The following is a 15,892-nucleotide window of genomic DNA, read 5'->3' as shown; positions in this document are numbered from 1 at the left end:
TCTTTAGTGCGGATGATTGCTGCCTTGTTCGAGCTTAGTGCACCCGGCAGATTGAGCCGGGTGCATCAAACTCTGATGTCTTGCGGTAAAACGGGGGGGTGTTAGCCGTGCAGGGCCTTGCCCGCGAGTGCCAGGTGGGCTTCACCGAGGGACTCGTTTTGGGTCGGGTGGGCGTGCACCAGCTGTGCGACGTCCTCCGGGTAGGCTTCCCAGTTCACGATCAGCTGGGCCTCACCGATCTGCTCGCCCATGCGGGCGCCGATCATGTGCACGCCGACGACGGGGCCGTCCTTCTGGCGGACCAGCTTGACCAGGCCGCTGGTGCCCAGGATGGAGCTCTTGCCGTTGCCTGCGAGGTTGTATTCCTGGGTTTCCACCTGGTCCTCGCCGAACTTCTCCTTGGCTGCCTTCTCGGAGTAGCCGACGGTCGCGATTTCCGGTTCGGAGTAGGTCACCTTGGGGATGTTGATGTCTTCGACAACGACCGGCTTGAGACCGGCGATTTCCTCGGCGACGAAGATTCCCTGCTGGTAGCCGCGGTGTGCCAGCTGGACGCCCGGGACGATGTCGCCGATGGCGTAGATGTTGCCAACGCCGGTGTGCAGGCGCTCGTTGGTGATGACGAAGCCGCGGTCAATGGTGAGGCCGGCTTCCTCGTAGCCCAGATTGGCCGTGACGGGGCCACGGCCAACAGCAACCAGGAGCAGGTCGGCTTCGAAGGTCTTGCCGTCCACCAGGGTGACCTTGACGCCGTCGTTGTTCTGCTCCACGCCCTGGAAGAACACGCCGGTGGAGAACTTGATGCCGCGCTTCTTGAACGCGCGCTCGAAGTTCTTGACGATCGTCGCGTCCTCGTTCGGCACCAGCGAGGGGAGGCCTTCGATGATGGTGACGTCCACGCCGAAGGACTTCCAGACTGAAGCGAACTCGACGCCGATCACGCCGCCGCCCAGGATGATGGCGCTCTTCGGGATGTAGTCCATGGTGAGGGCTTCGTCGGAGGTGATGACCTTGCCGCCGATTTCCAGGCCCGGGAGTGTGCGGGAGTACGAACCGGTGGCGAGCACGATGTTCTTGCCCTTGTAGGCGGTGCCGTTGACGGTGACGGTGTCCGGGGCGGTCAGCTTGCCTTCGCCTTCGATGACGGTGATGCCCTTGGACTTGATCAGCCCCTGCAGTCCTTTGAACTTGCCGGCGATGATCCCGTCTTTGTAAGCGTTGACAGCGGTGATGTCGATGCTGTCCAGGGTGACATTCACGCCGTACTTGGCGGAGTCACGGGCGTGGTCGGCCAGTTCTGCGGAGTGCAGCAGGGCCTTGGTGGGGATACAGCCGTTGTGCAGGCACGTACCCCCCAGCTTCGCTTTCTCCACCAGACCAACGGTGAAGCCAAGCTGAACGGCCCGGAGGGCGGTGGCGTAGCCGCCGCTTCCGCCACCGAGTACCAGGATGTCGAATTCTTGCGCAGTTGCCTGATCGGCCACTTAGACGCTCCCTCGCGTGAACGATGACGCGAGCTTGCGCATCATCTGGTCTTGGAACTTGTACTGCCGTGATTATGCCAGCAGGCTGGTTCGCTTTCATTTGTGACTACGGTGGTTCACCTTAGCGAACCACTTGTCCATGCTCCACCTCGCCGCCGTGTTTGTGGGGCGCTTGTGGTGAGTGTCACGCGGCCTTGTGACCTACAGGATCACCCTGGTGTCACAAAGCCGCGTCATAGCCCCTTGAGTTGGTCAGGCCGCCGCGAGGACGTCTTCGACGTAGGCCAGCAGGGTCCGGACGGTACAGCCCGTGGCCTGCTTGTGCGTGTAGCCGTACGGGCTGCCGTTGTTGAAGGACGGGCCGGCAATGTCGATGTGCGCCCAGGGGATCTGCTCGCCGTCCTTGCCCTTTCCCACAAACTCGCGCAGGAAAACCGCAGCGGTCATCATGCCGCCGTGGCGTTCGCCGATATTGGCCAGGTCCGCCACCTGGGAGTCGATGCTCTGGCGCAGCTCCTCGGGCAGCGGCATGGGCCACACCAGTTCGCCCGCGCGGTCGGCGGCGGCCTTGAGCGGGGCAGTCACGCTGTCCGAACCCATGACCCCGGCCGTGCGGTTGCCGAGGGCAATAAGCTGCGCGCCGGTGAGTGTGGCGACATCGATGATGGCATCGGGGTATTCTCGGCTCGCGGCGACGATGCCATCGGCCATGACCAGGCGGCCTTCGGCGTCGGTGTTCAGTACCTCCACGGTCTTGCCGCCGAACATGGTGAGCACGTCGGCGGGTCGTGAAGCCGCACCGGATGGCATGTTTTCGGCGATGCAAAGCCACGCCGTGGCTTTTATGGCAAGGCCAAGACCAGCGATCGCGAGCACAGTGTTAAGTACGACGGCGGCGCCCGCCATGTCGCTCTTCATGTCGCCCATGCCGAGGGCCGGCTTCAGCGAAATCCCGCCGGTGTCGAACGTGATGCCCTTGCCGACGAGGGCGATCTTTTTGGTCGCCTTAGCAGGGGAGTACTCCACCTTCACCAGGCGCGGCTGGCGGGTGGAGCCCTTGCCCACGCCCATGATGCCGCCGAAGCCTTCCTTCTCCAGGCGCTTTTCATCCCAGACCGTTACCTTCACCGGCAGGCCCTTGGAGAGCTCCTTCGCCGCCTCGGCGAACGATTCCGGGTAGAGGTGGCTGGGGGGCTGGTTGACCAGGGACCGGGTGGCGTTGACGGCCTGGCCGACCAGGGCTGCCCGGGTCAGGGCTGAGCGGAGTTCGTCGTTGACGGTCACGTCCGTGTAAATCACCGCGTTGCGGACTGGGTCTTTGAGTCCGTTGCTGGTGGACCGGTGCTCGGTGAAGGCATAGGCGCCCAGCGCGGCACCCTCGGCAACTGCTGCGACGTCGGCGAGTCCCGTCGTCGGGAATGCCAGCACCACGGTGGGCAGGCCGGAGAGCTGGCGCACGGCAGAGCCTGCGGCGCGCCTGAGTGCCTCTTCGGAGAGGGGTTTACCCGCGGCAATTTTGCCAACACCGGCAAGAACCAGCACGCTGGCTCCCGTCTCCAAAAGGCCGGGCAGCCGGACCACCTGGTCCGCTGCGCCGGTGACCCCCAGAGCCTTGAGGGAATCGGCCAGCGCCTCAGCTGACTTCGCGGTCAGCGGGTTATCAAGCAGCACGGGGCCGTCCGATCCCTGTCCCACGCCGATGACAACGGCGTCACTGGGGGCCCTCAACAGGCCCTTCGCAAGGGTACTAAGGTTGATTTCAGTATTCTTGACCACGGGGTAAGTCCTCAATTCTCGAAAGGCTGTTCGCGCAGAAATGGATGTCTGGCGCTGGCCATGGAAATCCGGTGGCCGTCCGATCAGGACGTAGCCGGGGTGCCGGCGAAACCCGTCCGGCAGGCCATTGGTCGATCGTAGCCGCTGGGGGCAGCGGGAGCGGAATCTCCTGAGACCTGCGCCACACCAACCGGCGGAATGCCGGACGGCCCGGCGGCGTTGTATAACTTATCCATCCGAATTCCTCGAAAGGAAGACGCCGTGCTTGAACGGATTTCCGGCTCACTGCTGGACCCCGATGCGCTCTACGCGAGCAACATCGAGCTGTTCCACAGTCCGGCGCTCCGCGGGCTGGACCTGGTGATGGGTTTCACCGGCTTCGCCGATGCCGGCCATGTGGTGAAGCAGATCAATGCGGAGCTGCTGGACACTCTGGACACCGAAACGGTGGCAGTGTTCGATGCCGACCAGCTCATCGACTACCGGTCCCGAAGGCCGCACATCTCCTTCGTAGAGGATCATCTCCAGGATTACCAGGCGCCGAAGCTGGCCCTTTACAAGCTTAAGGACGGGCTGGGCAATGCCTTCCTCCTGCTGGCTGGCTTTGAACCCGACCTCCAGTGGGAGCGGTTCGCACGCGCCGTCGTCGGAATCGTGGAAAAACTGGATGTAAATCTGGTGACATGGATCCACTCCATTCCCATGCCGGTGCCGCACACGCGGCCGGTGGGTGTCACCGTCCACGGCAACCGGCCCGAACTCATCGAAGGCATTTCCGTCTGGAAACCCACCGTTGATGTTCCGGCAGCCGTGGGGCACATCCTGGAATTGCGCCTGATGGACGCCGGGCGCAACGTTGCCGGCTACGTGATCCACGTTCCGCACTACCTCGCCGAAGCGGAATACCCCACCGCCGCCGTCGCCGGGCTCGAATTCCTGGGCGCGGCCACGTCCCTGATGCTCCCCACCGACAGGCTGCGTGAAGCCGGCCGGGAAGTGGGCCGCCAGATTGCCGAGCAGGTCGAAGCCTCGGATGAGGTGCGGCAGGTGGTCTCCCGGCTGGAGGAACGGTACGACGAGAAGGCCGACGGCACCGTCCGGCGCTCGCTCCTGGCCGACGAAAACGACGAACTGCCTAACGGGGATGAACTCGGCGCTGCCGTGGAGGCCTACCTGGCGCGCGAGAACCCCGGCATTTAGCTGGCCCGTCAACAGCCTGTCCTGTGTTGGCCCGGACAGGCGCGTCCATCGATCACACAGGTGCCCCGGCCAGCGAAGCAGCCCGGGCATAATGAGATAGTGACTTCACCCCGAGCCTGGCTGATCTGGACCATTGGCATCTTTGCGTATCTGGTGGCCGTCTCCCAGCGCACGTCGTTCGGCGTGGTGGGGCTGGAGGCAACCGAACGGTTCAATGCCGGCGCATCCGCCATCTCCTTCTTCACGGTGCTGCAACTTCTGGTCTACGCGGCGCTGCAGATACCGGTGGGCGTCCTGGTGGACCGGTTCGGTTCACGGGCCATGATCGCCGGCGGGGCTATCCTGATGGGTCTCGGACAGCTCCAGCTGGCCTTCGCGGTCAGCATTCCCGGCGGAGTAGCGGGGCGGGTGCTGGTGGGTGCCGGCGACGCCATGACGTTCATCTCCGTGATCCGCCTGATTCCCCTGTGGTTCGCGCCGGCGCGGGTGCCCCTGGTCACCCAGCTGACCGGGATGTCCGGCCAGTTGGGACAGCTGTTCAGCGTGTTGCCGTTCGCCTACGTCTTGCATTCCTTCGGCTGGACGCCGGGCTTCCTTATGCTCGCCGGCATGTCCGGACTGGCCGTGGTCCTAGTGGTGGTGCTCCTGAAGGACCAGCCGCACGGAGCCGGCGCGCCGGAGGTCCAGCGGGGCCTGCGAGCCACCGGAGTCTCCTTGGCCCGGGCCTGGCGCCAGCCGGGGACCAGGCTGGGCATGTGGAGCCACTTCACCATCCAGTTCAGCGGCACCGTCTTCGCCATGACATGGGGTTATCCGTTCCTTATCTCCGGGCAAGGGCTGGATGCCGGAACCGTGGCGGGACTCATGACCCTCTATGTTGCAGCCGGACTCGCCGTAGGCCCCTTCATCGGCAGTTTTGTCGCCCGGCACCCACTCCGCAGGTCCACCATGGTGCTGCTGATCTCGGGCGCGACGGCGGCAGCCTGGGCCGCAGTCCTGCTGACGCCGGGCCGGTCCCCGCTGTGGCTGTTGGCCGTCCTGGTGGTGGTGCTGGCGATCGGCGGTCCGGGGTCCATGATCGGCTTTGATTTCGCCCGGACGTTCAACCCCGCACACCGGATCGGGACCGCCACGGGGATCGTTAACGTGGGAGGTTTCATCGCGGCCCTGGTGGCGATTTTTATGATCGGCCTGGTGCTGGACCTCCTCCTGGCCAGCGGCTATTCCGACGGTGTCCTGTACGGGCTGGAACCGTTCCGGATCGCCTTGAGCGTCCACTTCCTGTTGCTGGGCTTCGGGGCCATCATGATGGTGGTATGCCGGCGCAAAGTACGGCGGCAGATGGCCGCGGACGGTGTAGTGGTTGCTCCGCTGCTCCAGGCCATGGCGCGGCAGCGGCGGGAGAACCTGGCCCAGCGGCGCCACCGGGACGGGGCGGCCAAAGACTGACACTCGTCCCCCACAGGGCCGGTTGTTGACATAGGGGAAGTAGGCGCTTTACACGTGCCGCCGGTGCGCCAAAGCTGGAGTCATGAAACCTCCAGAACACCTGACCGTCCGAGGCCCTGAAGACATCCTCGGGTTCATTCCACACTCCCTGGGCTACTGGCCGGCAGACAGCCTGGTGGCCATGACCCTGCACGGAAACAGGCTGGGAGCCACCCTGCGGCTGGACCTCCCCGGTCCCGAGACTCTGGCGGACCCGCGGGCCTACGCCCGGACCGTCCGCGACTACCTGGCGGCAGACCAGAATGCCGATGGCGCCCTGCTGGCCATCTTCAGCAATGACGGCTGGACGGAACCGCCCGGAACGTACTGGGGGCTCCTGAACGCCCTGGAATCCCACCTGGACGCCGCGGGGATGACAGTACGCGACGCCTGGTACGTCGGAGACACCTACTGGCGAAACGCAAGATGCGCTGATGAGTTGTGCTGCCCGGCACCGGGCAGATCCGTGCAGGCAATCCGGGACAGCATGCTGAACGCCGAAATGGTCTTTCGGGGAAGCAGCGTGGGACCGGCGCCGGAGAACGGCGCCCTCCCGGCCCCCACGGTTTCCGGCGACGAGCGCGCCGCCATCCTGGCGTCGGAAGAAGCGTGGGCAGCGCAGCTGGAACGGCGCCGGGGGAGCAGGGAACAATTCACTAGGCTTCTGGCCCACTGGGGATTCGTCCTGACCAACGAAACCGGCCGGATGTTGCCGGCAGACGACGTTGCGTTCCTCCGCGCCTCGCTCGCCGTCCCGGCCTGGCGTGATGCCGTCCTGGTCATGGCCGCGGCCGGCACTTCGGCCGCACTTGCCGGCGCGGAAGTGTTCGGTATCTTCGAGTCCGGCTGCGGCCTGGTGCCGGTTGGGCCTATCCACACGGGCCAGGGGACCGCCGTTGAAGCAGCCGGCCAGAACGCTTTCCAGCCGGCCCGGCAAGCCGCGGGCGAGGCCGATGACGGGCAGCCGTCGCCAGGATACGGCGAGGTCCTGTTGGGGCTTGAGCCTGAAATTCCCGCCTGGCACACACTGAACAGCCTGGACGCAGTCCTGGGACAACTCTCAGCGTGTGGCGGGCAGCCCGGCGCAGCTGCCCTGACCGGACGGGGGTGGATCGCGTGGTGCCGGGGCCGTGGATCCTACGCCGCCGCCTATCTTAAGCAGGCCCTTGAGGTAGAGCCGGGCTACCGGCTGGCCGAACTCATGCTGGAACTGGTGCGGCGGGGAACGCTCTGCGGCTGGGCTGCGCGGAAGGAGGCCGCCTGGCGGCAGTTCGAACCGGACGCAGCCTAGGTCCTGCCGCTGCTTTGAGTCCGGTTCCGGAAAACCGTGAGACAATGGTTGCCGAGACCCGGTTGGGTCCGTGTATCAAGTGCCTGTAATGGCGCCCTGACGGGAACATTACAGCCGCCCCGGCAGTTCTACTTGTAGGCTCTGCCGGTTGTGGTTGCACCTGATGTTGATCACGGACTTGACAGGGTCATAGTGGTGTTGCCCGTATGGTGATTCCACAGACCGCCGCTAGAAAGGTTTTCTGTGACCCCGTCTTCCGCGAAGAAGGAACCCGCCGCCCAGGACTTGTCCCCTGAGGAGAAGCAGGCTGCAACGAACGCCAAGCGAGCAGCAACGCGGGCAGCCAACAAAGCCGTCAAGGATGCCACCGCCGGTGAATCCGCCGGCGACGGTAAGCCTGAACCCAAGAAGCGCGGCCCAAAGCCCGGCGCTAAAGCTGCTGCCGAAGCCGCCGGGAAAGCTGCGCGCGGCGCATCGGATTCCGATGACGACGATGTCGAAGACCCTGACGACATCAGCATCGAAAGCGCCGACGACAGCGAGATTGACGCCGCCAAGGCCGCATCGGCCGCCACGGGCAAGGGTTTCGTCTACTCGGATGCCGACGACGATGATGCCCCCGTCCAGCAGGTGATGTCCGCCGGAGCCACGGCTGACCCCGTCAAGGACTACCTCAAGCAAATCGGTAAGGTTGCGCTGCTCAACGCAGAGCAGGAAGTGGACCTCGCCCTCCGGATCGAAGCCGGACTCTTCGCCGAAGAGAAGATCAACGCAGACGACGGCTCGATGGAACCCAAGTTCAAGCGTGAACTTGAGTTTGTCATCCACGACGGCAAGCGGGCCAAGAACCACCTGCTCGAAGCCAACCTCCGCCTGGTGGTCTCGCTGGCAAAGCGCTACACCGGCCGCGGCATGCTGTTCCTGGACCTCATCCAGGAAGGCAACCTTGGCCTGATCCGCGCAGTGGAGAAGTTCGACTACACCAAGGGCTTCAAGTTCTCCACGTACGCGACCTGGTGGATCCGCCAGGCCATCACCCGGGCCATGGCCGACCAGGCCCGCACCATCCGCATCCCGGTGCACATGGTCGAGGTCATCAACAAGCTGGCCCGCGTCCAGCGTCAGATGCTTCAGGACCTCGGCCGCGAACCAACGCCGGAGGAGCTTGCCCTCGAACTGGACATGACCCCGGAGAAGGTCGTCGAAGTCCAGAAGTACGGCCGTGAACCAATCTCCCTCCATACGCCTCTTGGCGAGGACGGCGACTCCGAGTTCGGTGACCTTATTGAGGATTCCGAGGCTGTAGTCCCCGCAGATGCCGTGAGCTTCACGCTGCTGCAGGAACAGCTGCACTCGGTCCTGGATACCCTGTCCGAACGCGAAGCCGGGGTAGTGGCCATGCGGTTCGGCCTGACCGACGGCCAGCCGAAGACTTTAGACGAAATCGGCAAGGTTTACGGCGTCACGCGTGAGCGTATCCGCCAGATTGAGTCCAAGACCATGTCCAAGCTCCGCCACCCGTCGCGGTCGCAGGTGCTCAGGGACTACCTGGACTAGATCAGGACCCACCAAACGCGGGGTCAGTGTCCGCCAAGCATTCTCGGATGCCTGGGCGGGGCTGGCCCCGCGTTTTTGCGAAACACGGGGTCGTGGGGCAGGGCTTAACAAAACAGGACCCCCTCCCAAAGGAGGAGGTCCTGATGGTGTGTTTGTCAGGTCAGTCGACGGCTACGGGAGCCTTCTCGTGAAGCCTGCCTGTCTCATCGTGCCAGTCGGAGCTCAACGGCCTGAGCGTTGCCTCGATTGCACGGGCATGGTGGCCGCAGAAGAGCAGCTCACCGCCGGAGGTCTGAAGTACAACGCGGACGTATGCCTGAGCTCCGCAACGATCGCACCGGTCCAGTGCGTTGAGTGTGCGGTCTGCCACTGCTGTTGTCATGTCGGCCTCCTTGGTAGATCTGTATGTCTATATAACCAGCATTCGTAGCAATCCCATCGCAAGGACGGGTCAAGTTCGCTGTCCGCGTAGCCGCAAGAATGGCTCAAGCCGCAAATGTGCGTCGCGGCAAGATGCCGAGTGGCCCCGCCCACAGCCCTGGCATGGTGTGGCAGCAGGCCGTCCGCTGCCACGCCGACTAGGCTGGAACGTGCGTTCCCAGCGCCAGATGTTCCGTCACTGAAGGAGTTCACAACCCGTGGCACCAAGTTCTGATTACACCGCCCGGCACCTTTCTGTCCTGGAGGGCCTCGAAGCCGTCCGCAAACGCCCCGGCATGTACATCGGTTCCACCGACTCCCGCGGACTGATGCACTGCCTCTGGGAGATCATCGACAACTCGGTGGATGAAGCGCTGGCGGGCTTCGGGCATGACATCAAAATCATCCTGCACGCGGACAACTCGGTGGAAATCCACGACGACGGCCGCGGCATCCCCGTGGACGTGGAGCCGAAGACAGGACTCACCGGCGTCGAGGTGGTGTTCACCAAGCTGCATGCGGGCGGCAAGTTCGGCGGTGGCTCCTACACCGCCTCCGGCGGCCTGCACGGCGTGGGTGCCTCCGTGGTGAACGCGTTGTCCGCCCGCCTGGACGTGGAGGTGGACCGTGGCAGCAAAACGTACAAAATGTCGTTCCGGCGCGGTGAACCCGGTCGCTTCAAGGATCAGGGCAGCAAAATTGACCCCGCGTCGACTTTCGAACCATTTATGGATGGCTCCGTGCTTGACGTCATCGGCAAGGCCAAGCGGGGTGTGACGGGAACGCGGATCCGCTACTGGGCGGACCGCCAGATCTTCACACCTGACGCGAAGTTCTCGTACGACGAATTGGCCGCCCGGGCGCGGCAGACATCGTTCCTGGTGCCGGGGCTCAAGCTCACGGTCCGCGACGAGCGCAGGCTGGCCGGCACTCCCGGTGAGGGCGGAGCCCATGAGGAGGTCTTCCACCACGACGGTGGCATCTCCGAGTTTGTCGACTTCCTCGCCGCCGATCCCGCCGTCACCGACATCTGGCGGCTCCACGGCTCGGGCAAGTTCAAGGAGACAGTCCCGGTAATCGATGAGCGTGGCCACAGCCAGCTCGCCGAGGTGGAGCGTGACTGTGAAGTGGACGTGGCGCTGCGGTGGGGCATCGGCTATGACAGCACGGTGCGCACCTTTGTGAACATCATTTCCACACCTAAGGGCGGAACCCACCAGTCAGGCTTCGAGCAGGCGTTGGTCAAGACGTTCCGGAAGGCGGTGGAGGCCAACGCCCGCAAGCTTAAGGCGGGCACCGACAAGATCGAGAAGGATGACATCTTCGCCGGCCTGACGGCTGTCCTGACGGTCCGGCTGGCGGAGCCGCAGTTTGAGGGCCAGACCAAGGAGATCCTGGGCACCTCAGCCGTGCGGGCCATCGTCTCGAAGGTGGTGGAGCAGGAGATCACCGCGAAGCTCAACTCCGCAAACCGCAGCGACAAAGCCCACTCGGCGCTGCTGCTGGAAAAAATCGTCAGCGAGATGAAGTCGCGCATCTCCGCACGGGTCCACAAGGAAACACAGCGGCGCAAGAACGCCCTGGAAACGTCCTCCATGCCCACCAAGCTTGCGGACTGCCGGACTGACGACGTCGGGCGTTCCGAACTGTTCATCGTCGAAGGTGACTCCGCGCTGGGTACCGCCAAGCTGGCACGGTCCTCCGATTTCCAGGCCCTGCTGCCCATCCGCGGCAAGATCCTGAACGTCCAGAAGGCATCCGTTGGGGACATGCTTTCCAATGCAGAATGTGCGGCACTTATCCAGGTGGTGGGTGCCGGTTCGGGCCGCAGCTTCGACATCAGCGCGGCCCGGTACGGCAAGGTCATCCTCATGACCGACGCCGACGTCGACGGCGCCCACATCCGGACGCTGCTGCTGACACTGTTCTTCCGGTACATGCGGCCGATGATCGAGAACGGCCGTGTTTTTGCCGCCGTCCCGCCGCTGCACCGCGTGGAAGTCATCAACGCCGGCCAGAAGGCCAATGAAATGATTTACACCTACTCCGAGGCGGAGCTCCATGTCCTCCTGGCCCGGCTGGAAAAGGAGGGCAAACGCTACAAGGAGCCAATCCAGCGGTACAAGGGCCTCGGCGAAATGGACGCGGAACAGTTGGCGGAGACCACCATGGACCCCCGGCACCGGACCCTTCGCAAGGTGGGCATCGACAACGCCAAGCAGGCCGAGGACACCTTCGATTTGCTGATGGGTTCCGACGTTGCCCCGCGTAAGGACTTCATCATCGCCGGTGCCTCCAGCCTGGACCGGGAGCGGATCGACGCCTGACCGGCAGGCGGGGTCAGGCAGCCAGGGTCAGCCCAGCAGGCCCGGCACGATCAGCAGCGCCGTGGGCAGGGCAAGGAGCAGGACGCAGCCCGCAAGCACCGCGCCGCGGGCGGTGGAGGACAGCTGAGGCTGTGGTGAGAGCAGCCGGCTGACCCGGGAGGCTGTGGTGCGGGCTGAGTCTGAGCCGGTGACGCCGGCCGCCGCTTCCAGTCCCTCAAGCGCAAGGCGTGCCTGGCCCACAGGCTGGAAACCACCGGCAGCCCCCGCTGAACCGCTGGCCACTATCGCTATCGCCTTGATGAGGGTTGCCCTGCTCTCAGTCTTGAGCGCCACGTCATCGGCCAGCATCTCGATGAGCGAGTTCACGGACTCCTGGGCCAGCCTGGTGGTGGGAAGCCAGGGGAGTGCCTGGCGCCAGGCGGCGAAGGCCCAGAGCAGCAGATGGTGGCGCTGGTTCAGGTGGGCGGTCTCGTGGATCAGGACTGCCCGTAGTTCGGCCGGTTCAAGGGCGGCCATCAGGCCGTCGGACAGGACAGTGACAGAGCGTGCCCCGCCGGGAAGGCAGTACGCCACCGGCGAGTCGTGGCTGATGACCACGGTTCCCGTCCCGTCCGCGGCAGGGGAGGCCAGGAGGGCCAGTAGTTCACGGTGGCGCCGACGCTGCCGCTCGATCTTGTAGTACGTCAGCAAGAGGGTGAAGACGAGGTGTGCGGTCAGCAGGGCTGCGGCGGAAAGGGCAAAGAGATGCCAGAATCCGAGCGCCGTGGTGGCCGCATTGAACAGCACCATGCCTGCGAGGGCCCGCAGCCCGGCAATCAGGTTGTCGCCCACCGGTTCGAGCCCGTACACCAGCATCGCGCCGATCATCGAGAGCCCGCCGGCAAGGGCGATTGCCTGCCAGAGGAGCATCGCGGTGGAGGGCGCCCGGCCGGGCCACTGGGCGCGGGAAAGAAAGACAGGCACCGGCCACGCCAGGACTATCGCAAGGACCGCCAGCAGGTATGAGGTCCAGAACATGGCCTGCTAGATATGACCGAGCAGTTTGCGCAGCGTTTCGGCTTCACTCTGTGTTACGGACCCGATGAACTGTGCCAGGACCGCTTCACGGTCTGGGGCGGAGCCCAGCACTTCGTGCATCAGTTCGGCTGTGTGTTCTTCCCGGCTGGAAACCGCCTGGTAGCGGTGCGGCCTGGTGCCGCGCTCCCGCTCAACGAGACCTTTCTTCTCCAACCGGGAGAGGACAGTCAGCACAGTGGTGACCGCAAGTTCCTTGCCCTCATGGCCCGCAGCGTCCCCTTTTGCTTCGGTGCTCGTTGCCAGCTTGTCGCGCAGGGTATTTGCGGTGGCTGCATCGTGGCCCGCCCAGAGCAGATCCATCACTGCCCGTTCCAGTTCCCCAAGACTTGCCATTGCCTACATCCTTCTCGATTCCCTGCACCGGTCGGCTGATTGCCGCGGTGACTGCAAATGTGTCTTTTCAGATACGGTACCAAGTTACCTGTTTTTGGCCAGAGTTTCTACGTACGGTAGAACACTCGGCGTGGCGCGACCTCGTTAGGGTCGGAGTGAGATGGAACTCTTGGTTTATCAATGCCCGGCCCATTGTTCTACACTCTGTAGAAGTCATTGTTCTACGTAACGTAGAAATGTGTAACCGCCAACCGAGGGACTGCTGTGGAAGCTCTGGAAATCGCACGCTGGCAATTCGGCATCACCACCGTCTACCACTTCATGATGGTGCCGCTCACCATTGGCCTGGGCCTGGTGGTCGCCGTGATGCAGACCCTCTGGTACCGCACCGGCAAGGTGGAGTACCTCCGGATGACCAAGTTCTGGGGCAAGCTCTTCCTGATCAACTTCATCATGGGCGTCGCCACCGGCATTGTGCAGGAGTTTCAGTTCGGCATGGCCTGGAGCGAATACAGCCGGTTCGTGGGGGACGTCTTCGGGGCTCCCCTCGCGCTCGAATCCCTCTTGGCCTTCTTCGTGGAGTCAACGTTCCTTGGGCTGTGGATCTTCGGCTGGAAGCAACTGAAGCCGGCCATCCACCTGGCCTGCCTCTGGATTGCCGTAGTGGGATCGGTCTTTTCGGCCTATTTCATCATCGTGGCCAACAGTTGGATGCAGCACCCTGTTGGCGCGGAAATCATCGACGGCCGGCCGGTGATGACGGACGCCTGGGCAGTCTTCACAAACAACACCGCACTGGTGGCCTTCCCGCACACCCTGATGGGAGCCCTGGCCGTGGCCGGCGGTTTCCTCCTGGGCATCGCCTGGTACCACCTCTGGCGCAGGCGCAAGGACGGCATCGACACCATCGGCCCGTACGGCAAGGTGGTTCCCGGCGAAGCTGCCATCCCGGGCCGCGACCTGACCGACTACAAAGTCTGGATCCGCTCCCTGCGGATCGGCGCCGTCGTCGCCATGCTCTCCTTCGCCGGTACCGCCCTCACCGGCGACCTGCAGGGCAAGCTGATGTTTGAGCAGCAGCCTATGAAGATGGCTGCGGCCGAAGCCGCCTGCCACGACGGCACGGGGTTCTCCGTGCTCAGCGTGGGAAACCTTGGCTCGAAGAACTGCGATGACATTGTGGCCCTGATCGAGATTCCTGGCATCCTGTCCTTCCTCGCCAACGGCGACTTCACCACCGAGGTTCGGGGGGTCAACGGTCTCCTCGACCAGTACAAGGCCGACTACGGAACCCACCTGCCGGACAACCCGATCTACGGCGAGCGGGCCGGCCAGGAGATCCAGTATGTCCCGGTCATGGAAGTCACCTACTGGGGCTTCCGGATGATGATCGGCTTTGGTGGCCTGGCTGCCCTTGCCGCCCTGGGGGCCCTGTGGCTGACCAGAAAGGGTACGGTCCCCGCAGCGCCCTGGCTGATGCGCCTGGCAGTATTCGGCATCCTCGCCCCGTTCGGCGCCAACGCCGCCGGCTGGATTTTCACCGAAATGGGCCGGCAGCCGTTTGTGGTGGCACCCAACCCGGACCTGAACGGCATCGACCAGGTGTTTATGTTCACCGCGGCCGCGGTGTCGCCGGGGGTCTCTGCCGGTGAACTGCTGACCTCGCTGATCGTCCTCACCGCCGTCTACGCCTCCCTGCTGGTGGTGGAGGTCAAACTCCTGGTCACGTACATCCGTGGCGGCGTGGTCTCCGCGATGCCGGAACTGGCCCATGCTCCGGCCGATGAAGACGAGGACGGCTACCCCGGCCCCCACGGCACCGGCCCGGCGAAACCGGCCGACGACGTCCTGGCATTCGCCTACTAAGAAGAGCAGAGGATATTCAACATGGAGCTCCTGCCCACCATTTGGTTCATTGTCATCTCGGTGCTGTGGACCGGGTACCTCTTCCTGGAAGGCTTTGACCTCGGCGTGGGAATGCTGATGAAGCTCTTCGCACGGAACAACACCGACCGAAGGGTGCTGCTGAACACCGTGGGCCCGGTCTGGGACGGCAACGAGGTCTGGCTGATCACGGCCGGCGCCGCCACGTTCGCGGCGTTCCCGCACTGGTACGCCTCGCTGTTTTCCGCCCTCTACCTCCCGCTCCTGGTGGTGCTGGTGGCCCTCATTTTCCGTGCGGTCGCCTTCGAATACCGCGGGAAAATGGACAGCGACAGCTGGCGGACGCGCTGGGACTGGGCCATTGCCCTGGGCTCCTTCTTCGCCGCGTTCGGCGTTGGCGCCGCCCTGGCCCTGACCACCACCGGCCTGCCGCTGAACGCGAACGGTGACAGGGAAGGCGGTGCCATGGCCTGGTTCAGCGGATACGCCGTGCTCGGCGGGCTGGCCGTGGTTGGGTTCTCCCTGCTGCACGCCCTGGCGTTCCTGGCACTGAAGACCGACGGCGACGTGCGGCACCGGGCGCGCGCCTGGTTCGTCCGGCTGCTTCCGGTCCTCCTGCTTCCCCTGGCGGCCTGGGCACTTGTTATCCAGTTCCTGGAAGGCAAGCCGTGGACCTGGGCGGTGGTGATCCTGGCCGTTGTGGCGGCCGTGGCCGCGTGGTTCCTGGCACGGCGCGGAGCCGAGGGCAGGGCGTTCATGGCGATGGGGGCCTTCCTGCTCCTGGGCAGCGCGTCGATCTTTGGCGCCGTGTTCCCGGTGGTGCTGCCCTCCACGCTGGACCCGGCGTTTGACCTGACGATCGCCAATGCGTCTTCCTCCGACTACACGCTGGGGCTCATGAGCGTGGCGGCGGCGGTGGGCCTGCCCCTGGTGATCGTCTACCAGGCGTGGACCTACTGGGTTTTCCGCCGCCGCGTGAGCGCCGCACACATCCCGCCGGCCCACAGTTTCCTGCCGGCCATTGCCGTCAGGGCCTTCACCACGAAGGGCTGACC

Annotated in this window: 13 protein-coding genes; 7 read left to right on the top strand and 6 right to left on the bottom strand. The window is 64.5% G+C overall.

Going from position 1 to position 15,892, the window contains the following annotated elements; translation table 11 throughout:
- Nucleotides 1–101: 101 nt before the first annotated feature.
- From lpdA to ABIB27_RS07860, 3 genes are all read right to left on the bottom strand, one after another.
- A complete protein-coding gene (gene lpdA, locus ABIB27_RS07870) occupies nt 102–1,484 on the bottom strand; it encodes a dihydrolipoyl dehydrogenase (protein WP_354216624.1) in 1,383 nt (460 codons plus the stop codon).
- A gap of 252 nt (nt 1,485–1,736) precedes the next feature.
- Nucleotides 1,737–3,260, bottom strand: a complete 1,524-nt coding sequence (locus ABIB27_RS07865) for a leucyl aminopeptidase (protein ID WP_354253764.1) — start codon at nt 3,258–3,260, stop codon at nt 1,737–1,739.
- Nucleotides 3,261–3,343: 83 nt separating this feature from the next.
- Complete coding sequence (locus ABIB27_RS07860; RefSeq protein WP_354253763.1) at nt 3,344–3,496, bottom strand: hypothetical protein; 153 nt, start codon at nt 3,494–3,496, stop codon at nt 3,344–3,346.
- A 25-nt stretch (nt 3,497–3,521) separates the two neighbouring features.
- Here ABIB27_RS07860 and ABIB27_RS07855 point away from each other — a divergent pair, with 25 nt between their 5' ends.
- From ABIB27_RS07855 to ABIB27_RS07840, 4 genes are all read left to right on the top strand, one after another.
- Complete coding sequence (locus tag ABIB27_RS07855) at nt 3,522–4,460, top strand: proteasome assembly chaperone family protein (protein WP_354216626.1); 939 nt, start codon at nt 3,522–3,524, stop codon at nt 4,458–4,460.
- Between the two features lie 99 nt (nt 4,461–4,559).
- Entirely contained in the window at nt 4,560–5,909 is a 1,350-nt protein-coding gene (locus ABIB27_RS07850; protein ID WP_354216627.1) for an MFS transporter, read from the top strand.
- An 82-nt stretch (nt 5,910–5,991) separates the two neighbouring features.
- Nucleotides 5,992–7,239, top strand: coding sequence for a DUF4192 domain-containing protein (locus tag ABIB27_RS07845; protein WP_354253762.1), 1,248 nt, complete (start codon nt 5,992–5,994; stop codon nt 7,237–7,239).
- 243 nt (nt 7,240–7,482) lie between these two features.
- Entirely contained in the window at nt 7,483–8,796 is a 1,314-nt protein-coding gene (locus ABIB27_RS07840) for an RNA polymerase sigma factor (protein ID WP_354216629.1), read from the top strand.
- 160 nt (nt 8,797–8,956) lie between these two features.
- Here the strand turns inward: ABIB27_RS07840 and ABIB27_RS07835 are convergent, their stop codons facing one another.
- On the bottom strand, nt 8,957–9,178 hold the full coding sequence (locus ABIB27_RS07835; protein ID WP_354216630.1) for a DUF7455 domain-containing protein: 222 nt from the start codon (nt 9,176–9,178) through the stop codon (nt 8,957–8,959).
- Between the two features lie 256 nt (nt 9,179–9,434).
- Between ABIB27_RS07835 and ABIB27_RS07830 the strand changes: the two genes are divergently transcribed.
- Entirely contained in the window at nt 9,435–11,543 is a 2,109-nt protein-coding gene (locus ABIB27_RS07830) for a DNA gyrase/topoisomerase IV subunit B (protein WP_354216631.1), read from the top strand.
- 27 nt (nt 11,544–11,570) lie between these two features.
- On the opposite strand, the gene ABIB27_RS07825 is transcribed toward ABIB27_RS07830, so the two are convergent.
- A complete protein-coding gene (locus ABIB27_RS07825) occupies nt 11,571–12,560 on the bottom strand; it encodes a M56 family metallopeptidase (protein ID WP_354216632.1) in 990 nt (329 codons plus the stop codon).
- A gap of 6 nt (nt 12,561–12,566) precedes the next feature.
- Nucleotides 12,567–12,953 (bottom strand): BlaI/MecI/CopY family transcriptional regulator, encoded by a 387-nt coding sequence (locus ABIB27_RS07820; RefSeq protein WP_354216633.1) that lies wholly within the window; start codon nt 12,951–12,953, stop codon nt 12,567–12,569.
- A 264-nt stretch (nt 12,954–13,217) separates the two neighbouring features.
- Here ABIB27_RS07820 and ABIB27_RS07815 point away from each other — a divergent pair, with 264 nt between their 5' ends.
- Nucleotides 13,218–14,819, top strand: coding sequence for a cytochrome ubiquinol oxidase subunit I (locus ABIB27_RS07815; protein ID WP_354216634.1), 1,602 nt, complete (start codon nt 13,218–13,220; stop codon nt 14,817–14,819).
- 21 nt (nt 14,820–14,840) lie between these two features.
- Nucleotides 14,841–15,890, top strand: coding sequence for a cytochrome d ubiquinol oxidase subunit II (gene cydB / locus ABIB27_RS07810; protein WP_354216635.1), 1,050 nt, complete (start codon nt 14,841–14,843; stop codon nt 15,888–15,890).
- The last annotated feature ends 2 nt before the right edge of the window (nt 15,891–15,892 follow it).

Source organism: Arthrobacter sp. UYEF21, assembly GCF_040546085.1.
Taxonomy (GTDB): Bacteria; Actinomycetota; Actinomycetes; order Actinomycetales; family Micrococcaceae; genus Arthrobacter.
The sequence above is the reverse complement of the archived record's forward strand: the minus strand, read 5'-3'. Positions and strand labels throughout refer to the sequence as shown.

What these genes read in the sequence shown, in the direction of transcription:
- ABIB27_RS07860 (WP_354253763.1), bottom strand. Translation starts at nt 3,496, where the DNA reads ATGGATAAGTTATACAACGCCGCCGGGCCGTCCGGCATTCCGCCGGTT.
- ABIB27_RS07845 (WP_354253762.1), top strand. Translation starts at nt 5,992, where the DNA reads ATGAAACCTCCAGAACACCTGACCGTCCGAGGCCCTGAAGACATCCTC.
- ABIB27_RS07835 (WP_354216630.1), bottom strand. Translation starts at nt 9,178, where the DNA reads ATGACAACAGCAGTGGCAGACCGCACACTCAACGCACTGGACCGGTGC.
- ABIB27_RS07825 (WP_354216632.1), bottom strand. Translation starts at nt 12,560, where the DNA reads ATGTTCTGGACCTCATACCTGCTGGCGGTCCTTGCGATAGTCCTGGCG.
- ABIB27_RS07820 (WP_354216633.1), bottom strand. Translation starts at nt 12,953, where the DNA reads ATGGCAAGTCTTGGGGAACTGGAACGGGCAGTGATGGATCTGCTCTGG.
- cydB (WP_354216635.1), top strand. Translation starts at nt 14,841, where the DNA reads ATGGAGCTCCTGCCCACCATTTGGTTCATTGTCATCTCGGTGCTGTGG.